The following is a 13,721-nucleotide window of genomic DNA, read 5'->3' on the forward strand; positions in this document are numbered from 1 at the left end:
GGGCCTTCTTCGCAATCCAACAGTCCAGGAGCCCCCTTGTTGTTCAAGGGGGCGCGCCGACAGGCGCAGGGTTAAGGCGGTATGCGCGGGCAAAACCACAGAGCGGTTTGCTCAAGGGGGCGCGCCGACAGGCGCGGGGATAAGGTGGGATGCGCGGGCAATTCTGCCTGAGCCGGGAAGCGGGCCCTTGCTTGCCTTCCTGGCATTACCCGACCTGCGGGGGCCTTCCCCGTGATCCAACAGCCCAGGAGCCCCTTCTTGTTGAAGGGGCGCGCCGACAGGCGGGGGTAGAGGAGAAATGCGCGGGCAATTATGTCTTGGCCGGGGCCGGGACCATCGTCTACTTGGGCAGCCGCCCCCGGCTAAGGCATAATTGCCGGTGAAACTTCCTTTGCGCCGGCGTTTCCGGGCACGTCCGGACGGCGTTTTTCCCCCTGTTCGGAACATCGATCAATGACGCAGAAAATTACGGTCATCCGCGGCGACGGCATTGGCCCGGAAATCATGGACGCCACCCTGTTCGTGCTCGACCAGCTCAAGACTGGCCTGGAGTACGAAGACGCCGACGCCGGCCTGGTGGCCCTGGAAAAGCACGGCGACCTGATGCCGGCGGTGACCCTGGAATCGATCGCGCGCAACAAGGTTGCGCTGAAGAGCCCGCTGACCACTCCGGTTGGTGGTGGCTTCACCTCGATCAACGTCAGCCTGCGCCGCCACTTCGACCTGTACGCCAACGTGCGTCCGGCCCACACCTTCCCGAACACCAAGTCGCGTTTCGACAACGTCGACCTGATCACCGTTCGTGAGAACACCGAAGGTGCGTACCTGGCCGAGGGCCAGGAAGTGTCGGCCGACGGCGAGACCGCCTTCTCCGGCACCCGCATCTCCCGCAAGGGCTCCGAGCGCATCGTGCGCTACGCCTTCGAGCTGGCCAAGAGCACCGGCCGCAAGAAGGTCACTGCCGTGCACAAGGCCAACATCATCAAGTCGACCTCGGGCCTGTTCCTGAACGTCGCCCGTGAAGTGGCCGCGCAGTACCCGGACATCGAATTCCAGGAAATGATCGTCGACAACTGCTGCATGCAGCTGGTGATGCGTCCGGAACAGTTCGACGTGATCGTCACCACCAACCTCTTCGGCGACATCATCTCCGACCTGTGCGCCGGCCTCGTTGGCGGCCTGGGCCTGGCCCCGGGTGCCAACATCGGCAAGGACGCGGCGATCTTCGAAGCCGTGCACGGCACCGCGCCGGACATCGCCGGCCAGGGCAAGGCCAATCCGTGCGCGCTGCTGCTGGCCGCCGCGCAGATGCTGGACCATGTCGGCCAGCCGGAAAACGCCGAGCGCCTGCGCAAGGCCATCGTGGCGACCATGGAGGCCAAGGATTCGCTGACCGGCGACCTGGGCGGTACCGGCACCACCATGAGCTTTGCCCAGGCCATCGCCAGCCGCCTGTAAGCGGCCGGCGTTCCGGCTGGAGATCGTCTCAGGCGATGTCCGTCCGGGCCTGCAAGCGTTGAAGACGGGCCGTCCATGTACGGCCCGTCTGCGTTTTGAGCTGCGCGTTTTTCACCGAGAGGGTTTTATGGATGCCTGAGACGGCTGTGTGGATCCTGGTGGCTGCTGCCGTTTACGTTCTGGGCGTAGCCATCTACTTCGTCTTCTACTGGCCATGGTCCCGTTCGCAGCGCGCGCTGCGCCGCCTGCGCAGGGAGGGGGTACCCGTTCGCAGCATGCGGCGGTCCGAGGAGCGCGTACTGCAGTTGATCGAGTTTCCGGCAGGGGCGCCGGTTCTCCTGCTGGAAGGGGCCTGCGCGGAATTCGTTATCAGGAGCGTCAATGCGCCTGCCCGCCATGTCCAGACCTTGGCTGGCGTTCCGGTGAAGTATCCGGCCGGCCTGCAGCATGCCGTGCGCGCCGGTAGCAATACCGCCGAAGTCGTGCTCGGGCGCGAGTACGCGATGATCGTACGGCTCAATGGAGCAAAGCTGACCCAGTAGCGTCGAGCCATGCTCGACTGCGCTTTCACAGCCCCGGACGAAAAGCAAAAGCAGTCGAGCATGGCTCGATTCTACAAGAGCGGTCTGTGCAGGATTCGCACAGATCATGTGCTGCTACATGGCTGGTTCGTGCGCCAACTGCTCCGCATCCTGTGGCCACTTTCCACTGCACAGGCGTCGCTCCATGAATCTCACCACCTTCGGCCTGGCCGGCCTGATCGGCATGGCCACCACTGCGTCGGTCGCTGCTGTCGAGCCGGCCCATCCCACCATCCGCCACCTGGCGGGCGCGCCGGTCGCGGCCTCGCTGGATGCGGCGAAGACCGCCGTGCTGGTGATCGACTTCCAGAACGAGTACTTCGATGCCAAGGCCGCACCGGGCTTTGCCGGTGGCCGCATGGTCATTCCCGATGGCGTGGCCGCACTGCGCCAAGCCAAGCGGGTGGTCGAGTTCGCCGATGCCCACGGCATCCGCGTGATCCATGTGCAGCACGTGTTGCCGGCCGGCGCACCGTTGTTCGCGCAGGGCAGCGTCAATGCCGCCTTCCATCGCGACCTGCAGCCGCGCAAGGGTGAGACCGTGGTGCAGAAGGACAACGTCAGCGTGTTCGCTGGCAACTCGGCCGCGGTGCTCGACACCGTGCTGAAGGATGCGGGTATCGACACGCTGATCGTCACCGGCCTGCAGACCCATGCCTGTGTGGCCGGTGCTGCGCGCGACGCGGCGGCGACTCCGCGCGGCTACCGGGTGATCGTATCGTCCGATGCCAGCGCCAGCCGCGACCTGGACCTCGCCGGTGGCCAGCGCATCGATCATCGCGCGCTGCATGACGCCTCGCTGGCGCAGATCGAAGACGCCTTCGGTGATGTCATGAGCACCGACGCGATCCTGGCGCTGCCGGTGCGCAAGGCCAGCGACGGCGCTTGATAAGCTGATGGGGCCCGCATGCCGTGGGCCCCGCCACGTGGAGCCACTTGCCGATGGATCACTTCGCCGCCCTGCGTGCGCTGCGCGCCATCGTCGACGCAGGCAGCTTCACTGCGGCTGCCGAGCGCCTGGGTACCACCCACTCGGCGATGTCACGGCAGCTGCGGCAGCTGGAAGAGCATCTGCAGGTGCGGCTGCTCGATCGCAACAGCCGCCGGCTGTCACTGACCGAAGCCGGTCGCGATTACTACCGCGAGGCGGCAGCGCTGCTGGATCGCCTGCAGGAAGCAGATGATCGCGTGCGTGCCGGGCAGGCGCAGCCCAGTGGCCTCGTACGTATCAGCGTGCCGCAGGTCGTGGCCAGCCAGGAGCTGCCGCATTGGCTGCCGTCGTTCCTTCAGCGCTACCCGCAGGTCGCGCTTGACCTGTCGGCCGATGATCAACTGGTCGATGTCGTCGGTGGTGGCTTCGACCTGGCGCTGCGTATCGCGGCCTCGTTGCCGGACAGCCAGCTGGTTGCGCGCGAACTGGCCAGCTGTCCGCGCATCCTGGTCGCGGCGCCGGCCTACCTGGCGCGTCATGGCCTGCCGCGTCAGGCATCGGATCTCGCGCAGCACACGCTGCTGGGCTTCAGTCCCACGCCGTCAATGCCGCACTGGCAGCTGCAAGGGCCGCACGGTGCCACCGCAAGCATCGAGGCGGGGCAGCGCCTGCGCGTGGACGCCACGCCGGCGCTGTACGCCGCCGCGCTGGCCGGGATGGGCATCAGCCTGTTCACTGCGCTGACCGTGCAGGAGGACCTGCGCGCCGGCCGCCTGATACGTGTGCTGCCCGCCTGGCACGCAGGACAGCGGCGTTACTTCGCGCTTTATCCGCATGCGCGGGCGCTGGCGCCGAAGGTGCGTGCGCTGGTCGAGCACCTCGCGGCGCACTACGCTGCGCAGGTGGGCGCGGCAGGGTAGTCGCGCGACAGCAACCGAGGTGGTGATGGAGTCGGTGTATCTGCTGGTCGCGCTGGGCGCGATCGTCGCCGGATTCGTGCAGGGCCTGTCCGGCTTCGCCTTTGGCATGGTGGCGATGTCGTTCTGGGCGTGGGGACTGGAGCCACGGCTGGCGGCGACGTTGTCGGTGTTTGGTGCGCTGGTCGGGCAGCTGGTCGCGGTGTTCACCGTGCGTCGCGGATTCAACCTGCGCCTGCTGCTGCCCTTCGTGCTGGGCGGGCTGGCCGGCATTCCGCTGGGCGTGTTGGTGTTGCCGCAGCTGGACATGGACTGGTTCAAGGCGCTGCTGGGCGGCTTCCTGGCGCTGTGGTGCCCGGTGATGCTGATGGCGCGTTCGTTGCCGCCGATCACCATCGGAGGGCGCGTGGGTGACGCCATTGCCGGTATGGCCGGTGGTGTGCTCAGTGGCATCGGTGGCTTCGCCGGGCCGGTGCCGACGTTGTGGAGCACGCTGCGCGGCTTCGGCAAGGACGAACAGCGCGCGGTCATCCAGAACTTCAACCTGGCGATGCTGGCGGTGACCATGGCCACCTATGTCGGCAGCGGCCTGGTGAGCCGGCAGATGTTGCCGTACTTCGCCATCGTGGCACCGGCCATGCTGGTGCCGACCCTGCTGGGTGCGCGGGTCTACATCGGCATCAGCGAGGCACGCTTCCGGCAGGTCGTGCTGGGCCTGCTGACCGTGTCAGGCATCGCGTTGCTGGCTTCGTCGCTGCCGGTGCTGCTGGCGCGCTGAGGGAGGAACGAAAAAGGGCGCCACGAGAGGCGCCCTTTGTCGTCTATGGCATGTTGCGACTCAGCGCTGCTGGATCTTTGACAGCAGGCGCAGGAACTCCACGTACAGCCAGACCAGGGTCACCATCAGGCCGAATGCGCCATACCACTCCATGTACTTCGGTGCTCGCTGGGCGACACCGGTCTCGATGAAGTCGAAGTCCAGCACCAGATTCAGCGCGGCCACGACCACCACGAACAGGCTGAAGGCGATGCCCAGCCAGCCGGAGTCATGGATCACCGGCACGTTGATGTTGAAGAAGCCCAGCACGAACGACGCCAGGTAGAGCAGGGCGATGCCGCCGGTGGCCGCGATCACGCCCAGCTTGAAGTTCTCGGTGGCCTTGATCAGGCCACTGCGGTACGCGAACAGCAGCGCGAACAGGGTGCCGAAGGTCAGCAGGACGGCCTGGAACACGATGCCCGGGAACTTGGCGTTGAACACGGCCGAGATGGCGCCGAGGAACAGGCCTTCCACCAGCGCGTACATCGGCGCGGTGACCGGCGACCATTCCTTCTTGAAGACGGTGATCAGCGCCAGCACCAGGCCGCCGATGGCGCCGCCCATGGCATACAGCTTGGCCCCGGCCATGACCTGGCCGTAGTCGTCGATGGTCTGGTTCCAGGCGAACGCGGCCGTCAGCACGGTCAACAGCAGCAGGAAGCCGGTCTTGTTGACGGTGCCGTTGAGGGTCATTGCCTGGTCGGGGCTGGTCACCACCGAGCCGCTGGCGAGGTCGAGGAAGGTCGACTCGGAAAGAGCCGGGTTGCCGCTGCGCATGCGTGTTCTCCGTGCGAATAAGGGGCTGGACGGCCATCCGGCCGATGACCGGGAGCATAGCCGATGGTTGCGCGTGGTGCCGTGTCAGGCGTTGGGTGCGAGTCGCCCGCGTTGACAGTTCATGATGCGCTTGGCCACAATGACCAGCTCCCCGGGCCTGGCCCGAGGGGATTGCAAGACCGGGGTATAGCGCAGTCTGGTAGCGCGCCTGCTTTGGGAGCAGGATGTCGGGGGTTCGAATCCCTCTACCCCGACCAATCCCACATCACGTCGGATTGGACGCCGTTCCGGTTCGGGCGCCCGTAGCTCAACTGGATAGAGCACCGGCCTTCTAAGCCGGCGGTTACAGGTTCGATTCCTGTCGGGCGCGCCATCGGCGAGCACCGGGATCGCATCGGCGGATGTGAAGAAGTGCTTGCAAAAGGGTAAAGACTCCACCAGAATATCGGACTCGCTTCGGCGGACCGGAACTTCGGTGACAGTCCCCCCGGGCAAAGGTTTGAAGTTCCAGTGCCGGTGGTCTTGGCGGTGGAGCGAAAGTTTCAGTGGTGGCTGTAGCTCAGTTGGTTAGAGTACCGGATTGTGATTCCGGTGGTCGGGGGTTCGAATCCCCTCAGCCACCCCACTGATTCAACCGCATCGGCGCAGCCGAAACGGTATTGCAATAAACAGAAAGCACGCTACAATGTGCGTCTGAGTTTTACGGGCCGTTAGCTCAGTTGGTAGAGCAGTTGACTCTTAATCAATAGGTCCAAGGTTCGAATCCTTGACGGCCCACCAAGACAGAAGCCAGCTGGTACGCCAGGTGGCTTTTTTCTTATAAGTGTGACCCTTTGGTTTCATTGGATCACCGACTGCAGAAATCCCGCCTGGCGTGGGTCTGCAGTGGCAGCGGGATCGCGGTACTGGTTTCAACGACGTTGAAAAAAGTGCTTGCACCCTCCGAGCGGATCGGGTCATAATTCGCGCCCCGATTTCGGGCTGTTAGCTCAGTTGGTAGAGCAGTTGACTCTTAATCAATAGGTCCAAGGTTCGAATCCTTGACAGCCCACCAGACGAAAGCCACTTGGTCAGCCAGGTGGCTTTTTTCTTGCCTGATCTCTGGGTGGCGTCTGCAGATACCAGCGGTGTTGGCTGGAGTGGAGCCCCCTTGAGTCAAGGGGGCGCGGCGAAGCCGCGGGGATGTGGGGGCCGGTGAAGTGGGGCCCTCGCTTTGCCATGCAAAGCGTGGGGCTGCGGCGCGAATGCGCAGCAGCTTCCCCTTGGTTCGCCAAGTGGCTTTTTTCTTGCTTGTTTGCCGGGTTGCGCTTCAACCACGCATGGCGTGGATCTACTGAAGCGGCGCATTGCGCGGATCTACTGAAGCGATGCTGAAATCAGGGGCATACGCGTCATCAGTGTTTTCAATGCTGTGCGCTGCTTCTCACCGTGTCGCGTCCTGTATCGCACCCAATGGACCTTCCGCGCCGATGGCGCATGCACGAAGGAAGAAGTTGATGGCCGATATCAATCGACTGTGCCGGACGGTGTGGGTTCTTTCCGCGTTGGTGGCGCTGACGGCCTGCGCGCCTGGCAGTGATCCGGCGAAGACTGTCGAGCGCGATGCGGGCGTCGATGCCGTTCCGGCGCGCCCGATCGCCGGAGTCGCGCAGCCGGCGTCGCCGGTGGAGGGTGGGGCCGCTCCCGAGGCTGTGGAGCTGCGTAGCACCGACGATGGTGGCGTGGACATCCGCAAGGCGGATGTGGCGGCCGGGCAGGGCGCTGACGCACCTGCACCCCCTGCCGAAGCGAAACACTGAGTCGTTGCCGTCCCGAACGGTCGCACGACCTTCGGGATGGCCTTTGGCGCGGACGATGTGCCCGCTGTCATGTTCAGTTTTGTGCAGGCCTTCCGATTCCAGCCGGCGCCTGCGACAATGAACGCCTGAGCCGGCCACGCGAAAGTGGCGGAATTGGTAGACGCCCTGGATTTAGGTTCCAGTGCCGCAAGGCGTGGGGGTTCGAGTCCCCCCTTTCGCACCAGTGCCGGCCTGTCCCCGCCCTGATCGGGCCATCTGCGCCCCCTTGACCGGCACGCGCTGGCAGTGCAGGCCGAATTGGGCGAAACTAAAGGGCTGCGGCAAGCAGGCGCGTCCCAGACGTCGTGTCCTTACAACCGTTTCATCCCAATCATCGAGCCGGGGGCGTGGGCCGCCGGTGGCAGGAGTCAACATGCAAGCTTCGATCGAATCCACCGGCAACCTGGAACGCCGCCTGAGCTTCTCGCTGCCGGAAGAGCGTCTGCAGAGCCACATCGTCGGCCGCCTGGGCGAAATCGCCCGCACCACCCGCATCAAGGGTTTCCGTCCGGGCAAGGTGCCGGCCAAGGTGATCGAGCAGCGCTTCGGCGCGCAGGTCCGTGGTGAGGCGCTGGACGGCCTGCTGCGCGAAACCTTCGATGCCGCCGTGCGCGAGCACGACCTGCGCATCGTGGGCAGCCCGCGCATCGACAAGGGCGACGAGGGTGAGTTCTCCTTCGTGGCCACCGTGGAAGTGGTGCCGGACTTCGGCGATATCGACGTCAGCAAGCTGACCGTCGTGCGCCACAGCGCCGAAATCACCGACGCCGACATCGACCAGATGATCGAGAACCTGCAGAACCAGCGTCGTACCTGGGCCCCGGTCAGCCGCGGCGCACAGGACGGTGATCTGGTCGCGGTGGAAACCTGGTCGCAGGCCGGCGAAGAGCGCCTGCCGGCCGAGGGCACCGAGAAGGGTTCGATCGTGCTGGGCCAGGGCATGATGTTCGAAACCATCGAAAAGGGCCTGGTCGGCCTGGCCAAGGGCGAAGAGAAGACCCTGGACGTCGAGTTCCCGGCTGACTGGCGCGTGCCGGTGCTGGCCGGCAAGACCGTGCAGGTCACCGTCAAGGTTGCCGAAGTGTCCGAGCCGGTCGTGCCGGCAGTCGACGAAGCCTTCATCAAGAGCTTCGGCGTGAAGGGTGGCGATGTGGAGCAGTTCCGCAGCGACATCCGCGCCAACCTGGAGCGCGAGCTGAAGGGCGCCCTGATGAACCGCCTGCGCCGCGAAGTGGGCGAGCAGCTGATCGCTGCTTACTCCTCGGTGGAAATGCCGCCGCGCCTGGTCGAGAACGAAGCCCGCGCCATGCTGGCCCAGCAGGTCGAGCAGATCCGCCGCAACGGCCAGAATGTTGGTGAGATCCCGGCCGATGCCCACGAAGGCTTCAAGGACGCCGCCGCCAAGCGCGTGCTGGTCGGCCTGCTGGTCGGTGAAGTGGCCCGCATCAACGACCTGCGCCTGGAAGCCAAGCGCCTGAACGAAACGATGCGCCTGATCGCTTCCACCTACGAAGAGCCGGAACAGGTCATTGAGATGTACCGCAACGACCCCCAGCTGATGTCTGGCCTGCAGAACCGTGTGATGGAAGAGCAGGTGATCGACTGGATCGCCGAGCGTGCCCAGCACACCGAAGAGAAGCTGTCGTTCCAGGACGCGATCCGCCAGTAAGCCCGGGCGGATCACCGGATGCCCCGCGCCTTTGCCGGCGCGGGGTTGTAGCCCCCCAAGATAGGTACCTCACGTAATGGACAACCGAACCAAAGCCCTGAACCTGGTTCCGATGGTGGTCGAGCAGACCAGCCGCGGCGAGCGTGCCTACGACATCTATTCGCGCCTGTTGAAGGAGCGCCTGATCTTCCTCGTGGGCCCGATCGACGATCACATGGCCAACGTGGTGGTGGCGCAGTTGCTGTTCCTGGAATCGGAAAACCCGGAAAAGGACATCAACATCTACATCAACTCGCCAGGTGGCGTGGTCACCGCCGGCATGGCGATCTACGACACCATGCAGTACATCAAGCCGAATGTGAGCACCACCTGCATCGGCCAGGCCGCCTCGATGGGCGCCCTGCTGCTGGCCGCGGGCGAAGCCGGCAAGCGCTATGCGCTGCCGAACTCGCGCGTGATGATCCACCAGCCGTTGGGCGGCTACCAGGGCCAGGCCACCGATATCGACATCCACGCACGTGAGATCCTGACCCTGCGTTCGCGCCTGAACGAGGTGCTGGCCAAGCACACCGGCCAGTCGCTGGAGACCATCGCGCGCGATACCGAGCGCGACAACTTCAAGAGCGCCTTCGAGGCGCAGGCCTACGGTCTGGTCGACCAGGTCCTGGAGCGTCGCCCGGATGAGTCGATCCAGGCCGGTTGATCGGCCTTCACGGGGCCATGGAGGCCCCGTTCCTGCAGGGTCGGGCGGGACTGGTGTCCCCTCGGCCCTGTGCTATTCTCGAATCGAACCCCCGTTCAGCGGGTGGGGTAACTGGGTAAGCGAAGCATGAGCGAAGACCGCCAAGGTCGTTCCACGGACACCGGCAAGATCCTCTACTGCTCTTTCTGCGGCAAGAGCCAGCATGAAGTGCGCAAGCTGATTGCGGGTCCGAGCGTGTTCATCTGTGATGAATGCGTGGAGCTGTGCAACGACATCATCCGTGAGGAACTTGAGGAAAAGGCGCAGTCGGCGCGCAGTTCGCTGCCGAAGCCGCGCGAGATCCTCGAAGTCCTCGACCAGTACGTGATCGGCCAGAACCGCGCCAAGCGCACCCTGGCCGTGGCCGTGTACAACCACTACAAGCGCATCGAGAGCCGGCAGAAGAACGACGACGTCGAACTGGCGAAGTCGAACATCCTGCTGGTCGGCCCGACCGGTTCGGGCAAGACGCTGCTGGCCGAGACCCTGGCCCGCCTGCTCAACGTGCCGTTCACCATGGCCGACGCCACCACGCTGACCGAAGCCGGTTACGTGGGCGAGGACGTGGAGAACATCATCCAGAAGCTGCTGCAGAAGTGCGACTACGACGTCGAGAAGGCGCAGCAGGGCATCGTCTACATCGATGAAATCGACAAGATCTCGCGCAAGAGCGAGAACCCGTCGATCACCCGCGATGTGTCCGGCGAAGGCGTGCAGCAGGCCCTGCTGAAGCTGATCGAAGGCACCGTGGCCAGCGTTCCGCCGCAGGGCGGCCGCAAGCACCCGCAGCAGGAATTCCTGCAGGTGGACACCAAGAACATCCTGTTCATCTGCGGCGGCGCGTTCGCCGGGCTGGACAAGGTGATCCAGGCCCGTTCCACCGACGTCGGCAGCATCGGCTTCGGCGCCAAGGTGAAGAGCAGCGAGCGCAAGCAGGAAGTGGGCAAGGTGCTGGCTGAAGTCGAGCCGGAAGACCTGATCAAGTTCGGCCTGATCCCCGAGTTCGTCGGCCGCCTGCCGGTGGTGGCGACCCTGGAGGAGCTGGACGAGCCGGCCCTGATCAGGATCCTGACCGAGCCGAAGAACGCCATCACCAAGCAGTTCAAGAAGCTGTTCGAGATGGAGAACGTCGAGCTGGAGTTCCGCCCGGACGCGTTGTCGGCCATTGCCCGCAAGGCGCTCAAGCGCAAGACCGGTGCCCGCGGCCTGCGCACCATCGTCGAATCGGTCCTGCTGGACACCATGTACGACCTGCCGTCGCAGGAAAACGTCAGCAAGGTGGTGGTGGACGAGTCGGTGATCGAGCACAAGTCCGAGCCGTACCTGATCTATCAGACCCCGGCGGCTCCTGAACAGAAGGCCGCAGGCGCCGAGTGATCCTTCCAGGTTGTTGATTGGAAAGGATTTTCAAGGAATGCCTTGCATCTGAAAGCCGATGGCCCCATAACGGGGCCATCGGCTTTTTTTGTCTCCGGAAGATGCCCTCCCGGAGGCGGTTTTCCCCTTCCCTGGAGCCCCCATGGCCCGTTCCCCAAGTGAAACCCTCGACCTGCCGGTCCTGCCGCTGCGCGACGTAGTGGTGTTCCCGCACATGGTCATCCCGCTGTTCGTCGGCCGTGACAAGTCCATGCACGCGCTCGAACAGGCAATGGAATCGGACAAGCGCATCCTGCTGCTGGCGCAGAAGTCGGCCGAGACCGATGACCCGCATGCGGCCGACCTCTACCAGGTCGGTACACTGGCGCAGGTGCTGCAGCTGCTGAAGCTGCCCGACGGCACCATCAAGGTGCTGGTCGAAGGCCTGTCGCGCGTACAGGTCACCCACGTCGACGAGCGTAACGGCTCGCTGCACGGCCAGGCCGTGGAGATCGACGCCACCGACGAGCGCGAAGCACGTGAGGTCGAGGCGATCGCCCGCTCGCTGATGTCGCTGTTCGAGCAGTACGTGAAGACCAACCGCAAGCTGCCGCCGGAGCTGCTGCAGACGCTGTCGGGCATCGATGAGCCGGCGCGCCTGGCCGACACCATCGCCGCGCACATCAGCGTGCGCCTGGCTGACAAGCAGCGCCTGCTGGAAACGCTGGCCGTGGGCGACCGCCTGGAGATGCTGGTCGGCCTGGTCGATGGCGAGATCGACGTGCAGCAGATGGAGAAGCGCATCCGCGGCCGCGTGAAGTCGCAGATGGAGAAGAGCCAGCGCGAGTACTACCTCAACGAACAGATGAAGGCCATCCAGAAGGAACTGGGTGACCTGGACGACGCGCCGGGCGAGCTGGAAGAGCTGGCCCGCAAGATCGCCGAAGCCGGCATGCCGAAGGCCGTTGAAGCCAAGGCGCGCAACGAACTGAACAAGCTCAAGCAGATGTCGCCGATGTCGGCCGAAGCGGCGGTCGTGCGCAACTACCTGGAGTGGTTGCTGGGCGTGCCGTGGAAGAAGCGCAGCAAGGTGCGCAAGGACCTGAAGGTCGCGCAGGACACCCTCGATGCCGATCACTACGGCCTGGAGAAGGTCAAGGAACGCATCCTTGAATATCTGGCGGTGCAGTCGCGCGTGAAGCAGATGAAGGGCCCGATCCTGTGCCTGGTCGGACCGCCGGGCGTGGGCAAGACCTCGCTGGGCCAGTCCATCGCCAAGGCCACCAACCGCAAGTTCGTGCGCATGTCGCTGGGCGGCGTGCGCGACGAGGCCGAGATCCGTGGCCACCGCCGCACCTATGTCGGTTCGATGCCGGGCCGCATCGTGCAGAACCTCAACAAGGTCGGCAGCAAGAACCCGCTGTTCGTGCTGGACGAGATCGACAAGATGTCGATGGACTTCCGTGGCGATCCGTCTTCGGCGCTGCTGGAAGTGCTCGATCCGGAGCAGAACAACGCGTTCAACGACCACTACCTGGAAGTGGACCTGGACCTGTCCGAAGTGATGTTCGTGGCCACCTCGAACTCGCTCAACATTCCGGGCCCGCTGCTGGACCGCATGGAAGTGATCCGCATCCCCGGCTACACCGAGGATGAGAAGCTCAACATCGCCACCCGTTACCTGGTGCCGAAGCAGATCAAGGCCAACGGCCTGCAGCCGGAAGAACTGGAGATCGGCAGTGATGCGATCCAGGACATCGTGCGCTACTACACGCGCGAATCGGGCGTGCGCAACCTGGAACGCGAGATCGCCAAGATCTGCCGCAAGGTGGTGAAGGAGATCGCGCTGGCCGGCCCGCAGCCGGCGGCGAAGGCGAAGAAGGGTGCGAAGAAGAAGGCGCTGGTGAGCGTGTCCAGCAAGAACCTGGACAAGTACCTGGGCGTGCGTCGTTTCGACTTCGGCCGCGCCGAGGAAGAGAACGAGATCGGTCTGGTCACCGGCCTGGCCTGGACCGAAGTCGGTGGCGACCTGTTGCAGATCGAATCGACGCTGGTGCCGGGCAAGGGCCAGCTGATCCTGACCGGCCAGCTCGGCAACGTGATGAAGGAATCGGCATCGGCGGCGCTGTCGGTGGTGCGTTCGCGCGCGGTCGGCTTCGGCATCGACAGCGACTTCCTGCAGAAGCACGACGTGCACCTGCACGTGCCCGATGGTGCCACCCCGAAGGATGGCCCGAGTGCCGGCGCGGCGATGGTCACTTCGCTGGTGTCGATGCTGACCAAGGTGCCGGTGCGTGCCGATGTGGCCATGACCGGCGAAATCACCCTGCGCGGTCGTGTCACCGCCATCGGTGGCTTGAAGGAGAAGCTGCTGGCCGCACTGCGCGGCGGCATCCGCACGGTCATCATCCCGGAAGAGAACCGCAAGGATCTCGCCGACATTCCGGCAAATGTCACCCGCGATCTGAAGATCGTGCCGGTGAAGTACATCGAAGAAGTCCTCGACCTGGCGCTGGAGCGTCCGCTGGCACCGAAGAAGGCGCGCAAGAGTGCGCAGCGCGTCACGGTGCGCAGCAAGGCAAAACCGAGTGGAAGCGCGCGCGTCAAGCATTGACGCGCGCTGTCCAATGGC

11 protein-coding genes and 6 tRNA genes are annotated in these 13,721 nt (G+C 64.6%); 16 read left to right on the forward strand and 1 reads right to left on the reverse strand.

Annotated elements, in window-relative coordinates:
- Positions 1-453 precede the first annotated feature (453 nt).
- The 5 genes from N5J73_RS07425 (at position 454) to N5J73_RS07445 (ending at position 4,665) form a co-directional block, all read left to right on the forward strand.
- Positions 454-1,458 carry an isocitrate dehydrogenase gene (locus N5J73_RS07425; RefSeq protein ID WP_049447198.1) on the forward strand — a complete coding sequence of 335 codons (1,005 nt, stop codon included), beginning with the start codon at positions 454-456 and terminating at the stop codon, positions 1,456-1,458.
- Between the two features lie 131 nt (positions 1,459-1,589).
- Positions 1,590-2,000, forward strand: a complete 411-nt coding sequence (locus N5J73_RS07430) for a hypothetical protein (RefSeq protein WP_129550570.1) — start codon at positions 1,590-1,592, stop codon at positions 1,998-2,000.
- 184 nt (positions 2,001-2,184) lie between these two features.
- Positions 2,185-2,928 (forward strand): cysteine hydrolase, encoded by a 744-nt coding sequence (locus tag N5J73_RS07435; RefSeq protein WP_049447203.1) that lies wholly within the window; start codon positions 2,185-2,187, stop codon positions 2,926-2,928.
- Between the two features lie 53 nt (positions 2,929-2,981).
- Positions 2,982-3,890: a LysR family transcriptional regulator gene (locus N5J73_RS07440; RefSeq protein ID WP_049447205.1), complete on the forward strand. Its 909-nt coding sequence runs from the start codon at positions 2,982-2,984 to the stop codon at positions 3,888-3,890.
- Between the two features lie 25 nt (positions 3,891-3,915).
- Positions 3,916-4,665: a sulfite exporter TauE/SafE family protein gene (locus tag N5J73_RS07445; RefSeq protein ID WP_049447206.1), complete on the forward strand. Its 750-nt coding sequence runs from the start codon at positions 3,916-3,918 to the stop codon at positions 4,663-4,665.
- 60 nt (positions 4,666-4,725) lie between these two features.
- Here the strand turns inward: N5J73_RS07445 and N5J73_RS07450 are convergent, their stop codons facing one another.
- Entirely contained in the window at positions 4,726-5,484 is a 759-nt protein-coding gene (locus N5J73_RS07450; RefSeq protein WP_021202979.1) for a Bax inhibitor-1/YccA family protein, read from the reverse strand.
- A 180-nt stretch (positions 5,485-5,664) separates the two neighbouring features.
- Between N5J73_RS07450 and N5J73_RS07455 the strand changes: the two genes are divergently transcribed.
- The 11 genes from N5J73_RS07455 (at position 5,665) to lon (ending at position 13,703) form a co-directional block, all read left to right on the forward strand.
- Positions 5,665-5,741 (forward strand) — tRNA-Pro (locus N5J73_RS07455).
- A 39-nt stretch (positions 5,742-5,780) separates the two neighbouring features.
- Positions 5,781-5,857 (forward strand) — tRNA-Arg (locus N5J73_RS07460).
- A gap of 175 nt (positions 5,858-6,032) precedes the next feature.
- Positions 6,033-6,109 (forward strand) — tRNA-His (locus N5J73_RS07465).
- A 79-nt stretch (positions 6,110-6,188) separates the two neighbouring features.
- A tRNA-Lys gene (locus N5J73_RS07470) sits at positions 6,189-6,264 on the forward strand.
- A gap of 198 nt (positions 6,265-6,462) precedes the next feature.
- Positions 6,463-6,538, forward strand: a tRNA-Lys gene (locus N5J73_RS07475).
- A gap of 442 nt (positions 6,539-6,980) precedes the next feature.
- Positions 6,981-7,283, forward strand: a complete 303-nt coding sequence (locus N5J73_RS07480) for a hypothetical protein (protein WP_049448005.1) — start codon at positions 6,981-6,983, stop codon at positions 7,281-7,283.
- A gap of 138 nt (positions 7,284-7,421) precedes the next feature.
- Positions 7,422-7,506: transfer RNA gene (locus tag N5J73_RS07485), tRNA-Leu, on the forward strand.
- Between the two features lie 189 nt (positions 7,507-7,695).
- Complete coding sequence (gene tig, locus N5J73_RS07490; protein WP_049448004.1) at positions 7,696-8,991, forward strand: trigger factor; 1,296 nt, start codon at positions 7,696-7,698, stop codon at positions 8,989-8,991.
- A gap of 76 nt (positions 8,992-9,067) precedes the next feature.
- Positions 9,068-9,694, forward strand: a complete 627-nt coding sequence (gene clpP / locus N5J73_RS07495) for an ATP-dependent Clp endopeptidase proteolytic subunit ClpP (RefSeq protein ID WP_004146318.1) — start codon at positions 9,068-9,070, stop codon at positions 9,692-9,694.
- A 126-nt stretch (positions 9,695-9,820) separates the two neighbouring features.
- Positions 9,821-11,110 (forward strand): ATP-dependent Clp protease ATP-binding subunit ClpX, encoded by a 1,290-nt coding sequence (gene clpX, locus N5J73_RS07500; RefSeq protein WP_032129320.1) that lies wholly within the window; start codon positions 9,821-9,823, stop codon positions 11,108-11,110.
- Between the two features lie 142 nt (positions 11,111-11,252).
- A complete protein-coding gene (gene lon / locus N5J73_RS07505) occupies positions 11,253-13,703 on the forward strand; it encodes an endopeptidase La (RefSeq protein WP_049448003.1) in 2,451 nt (816 codons plus the stop codon).
- Positions 13,704-13,721: the final 18 nt, after the last annotated feature.

It is taken from the genome of Stenotrophomonas sp. GD03654, from assembly GCF_029845105.1.
Taxonomy (GTDB): domain Bacteria; phylum Pseudomonadota; class Gammaproteobacteria; order Xanthomonadales; family Xanthomonadaceae; genus Stenotrophomonas; species Stenotrophomonas africana.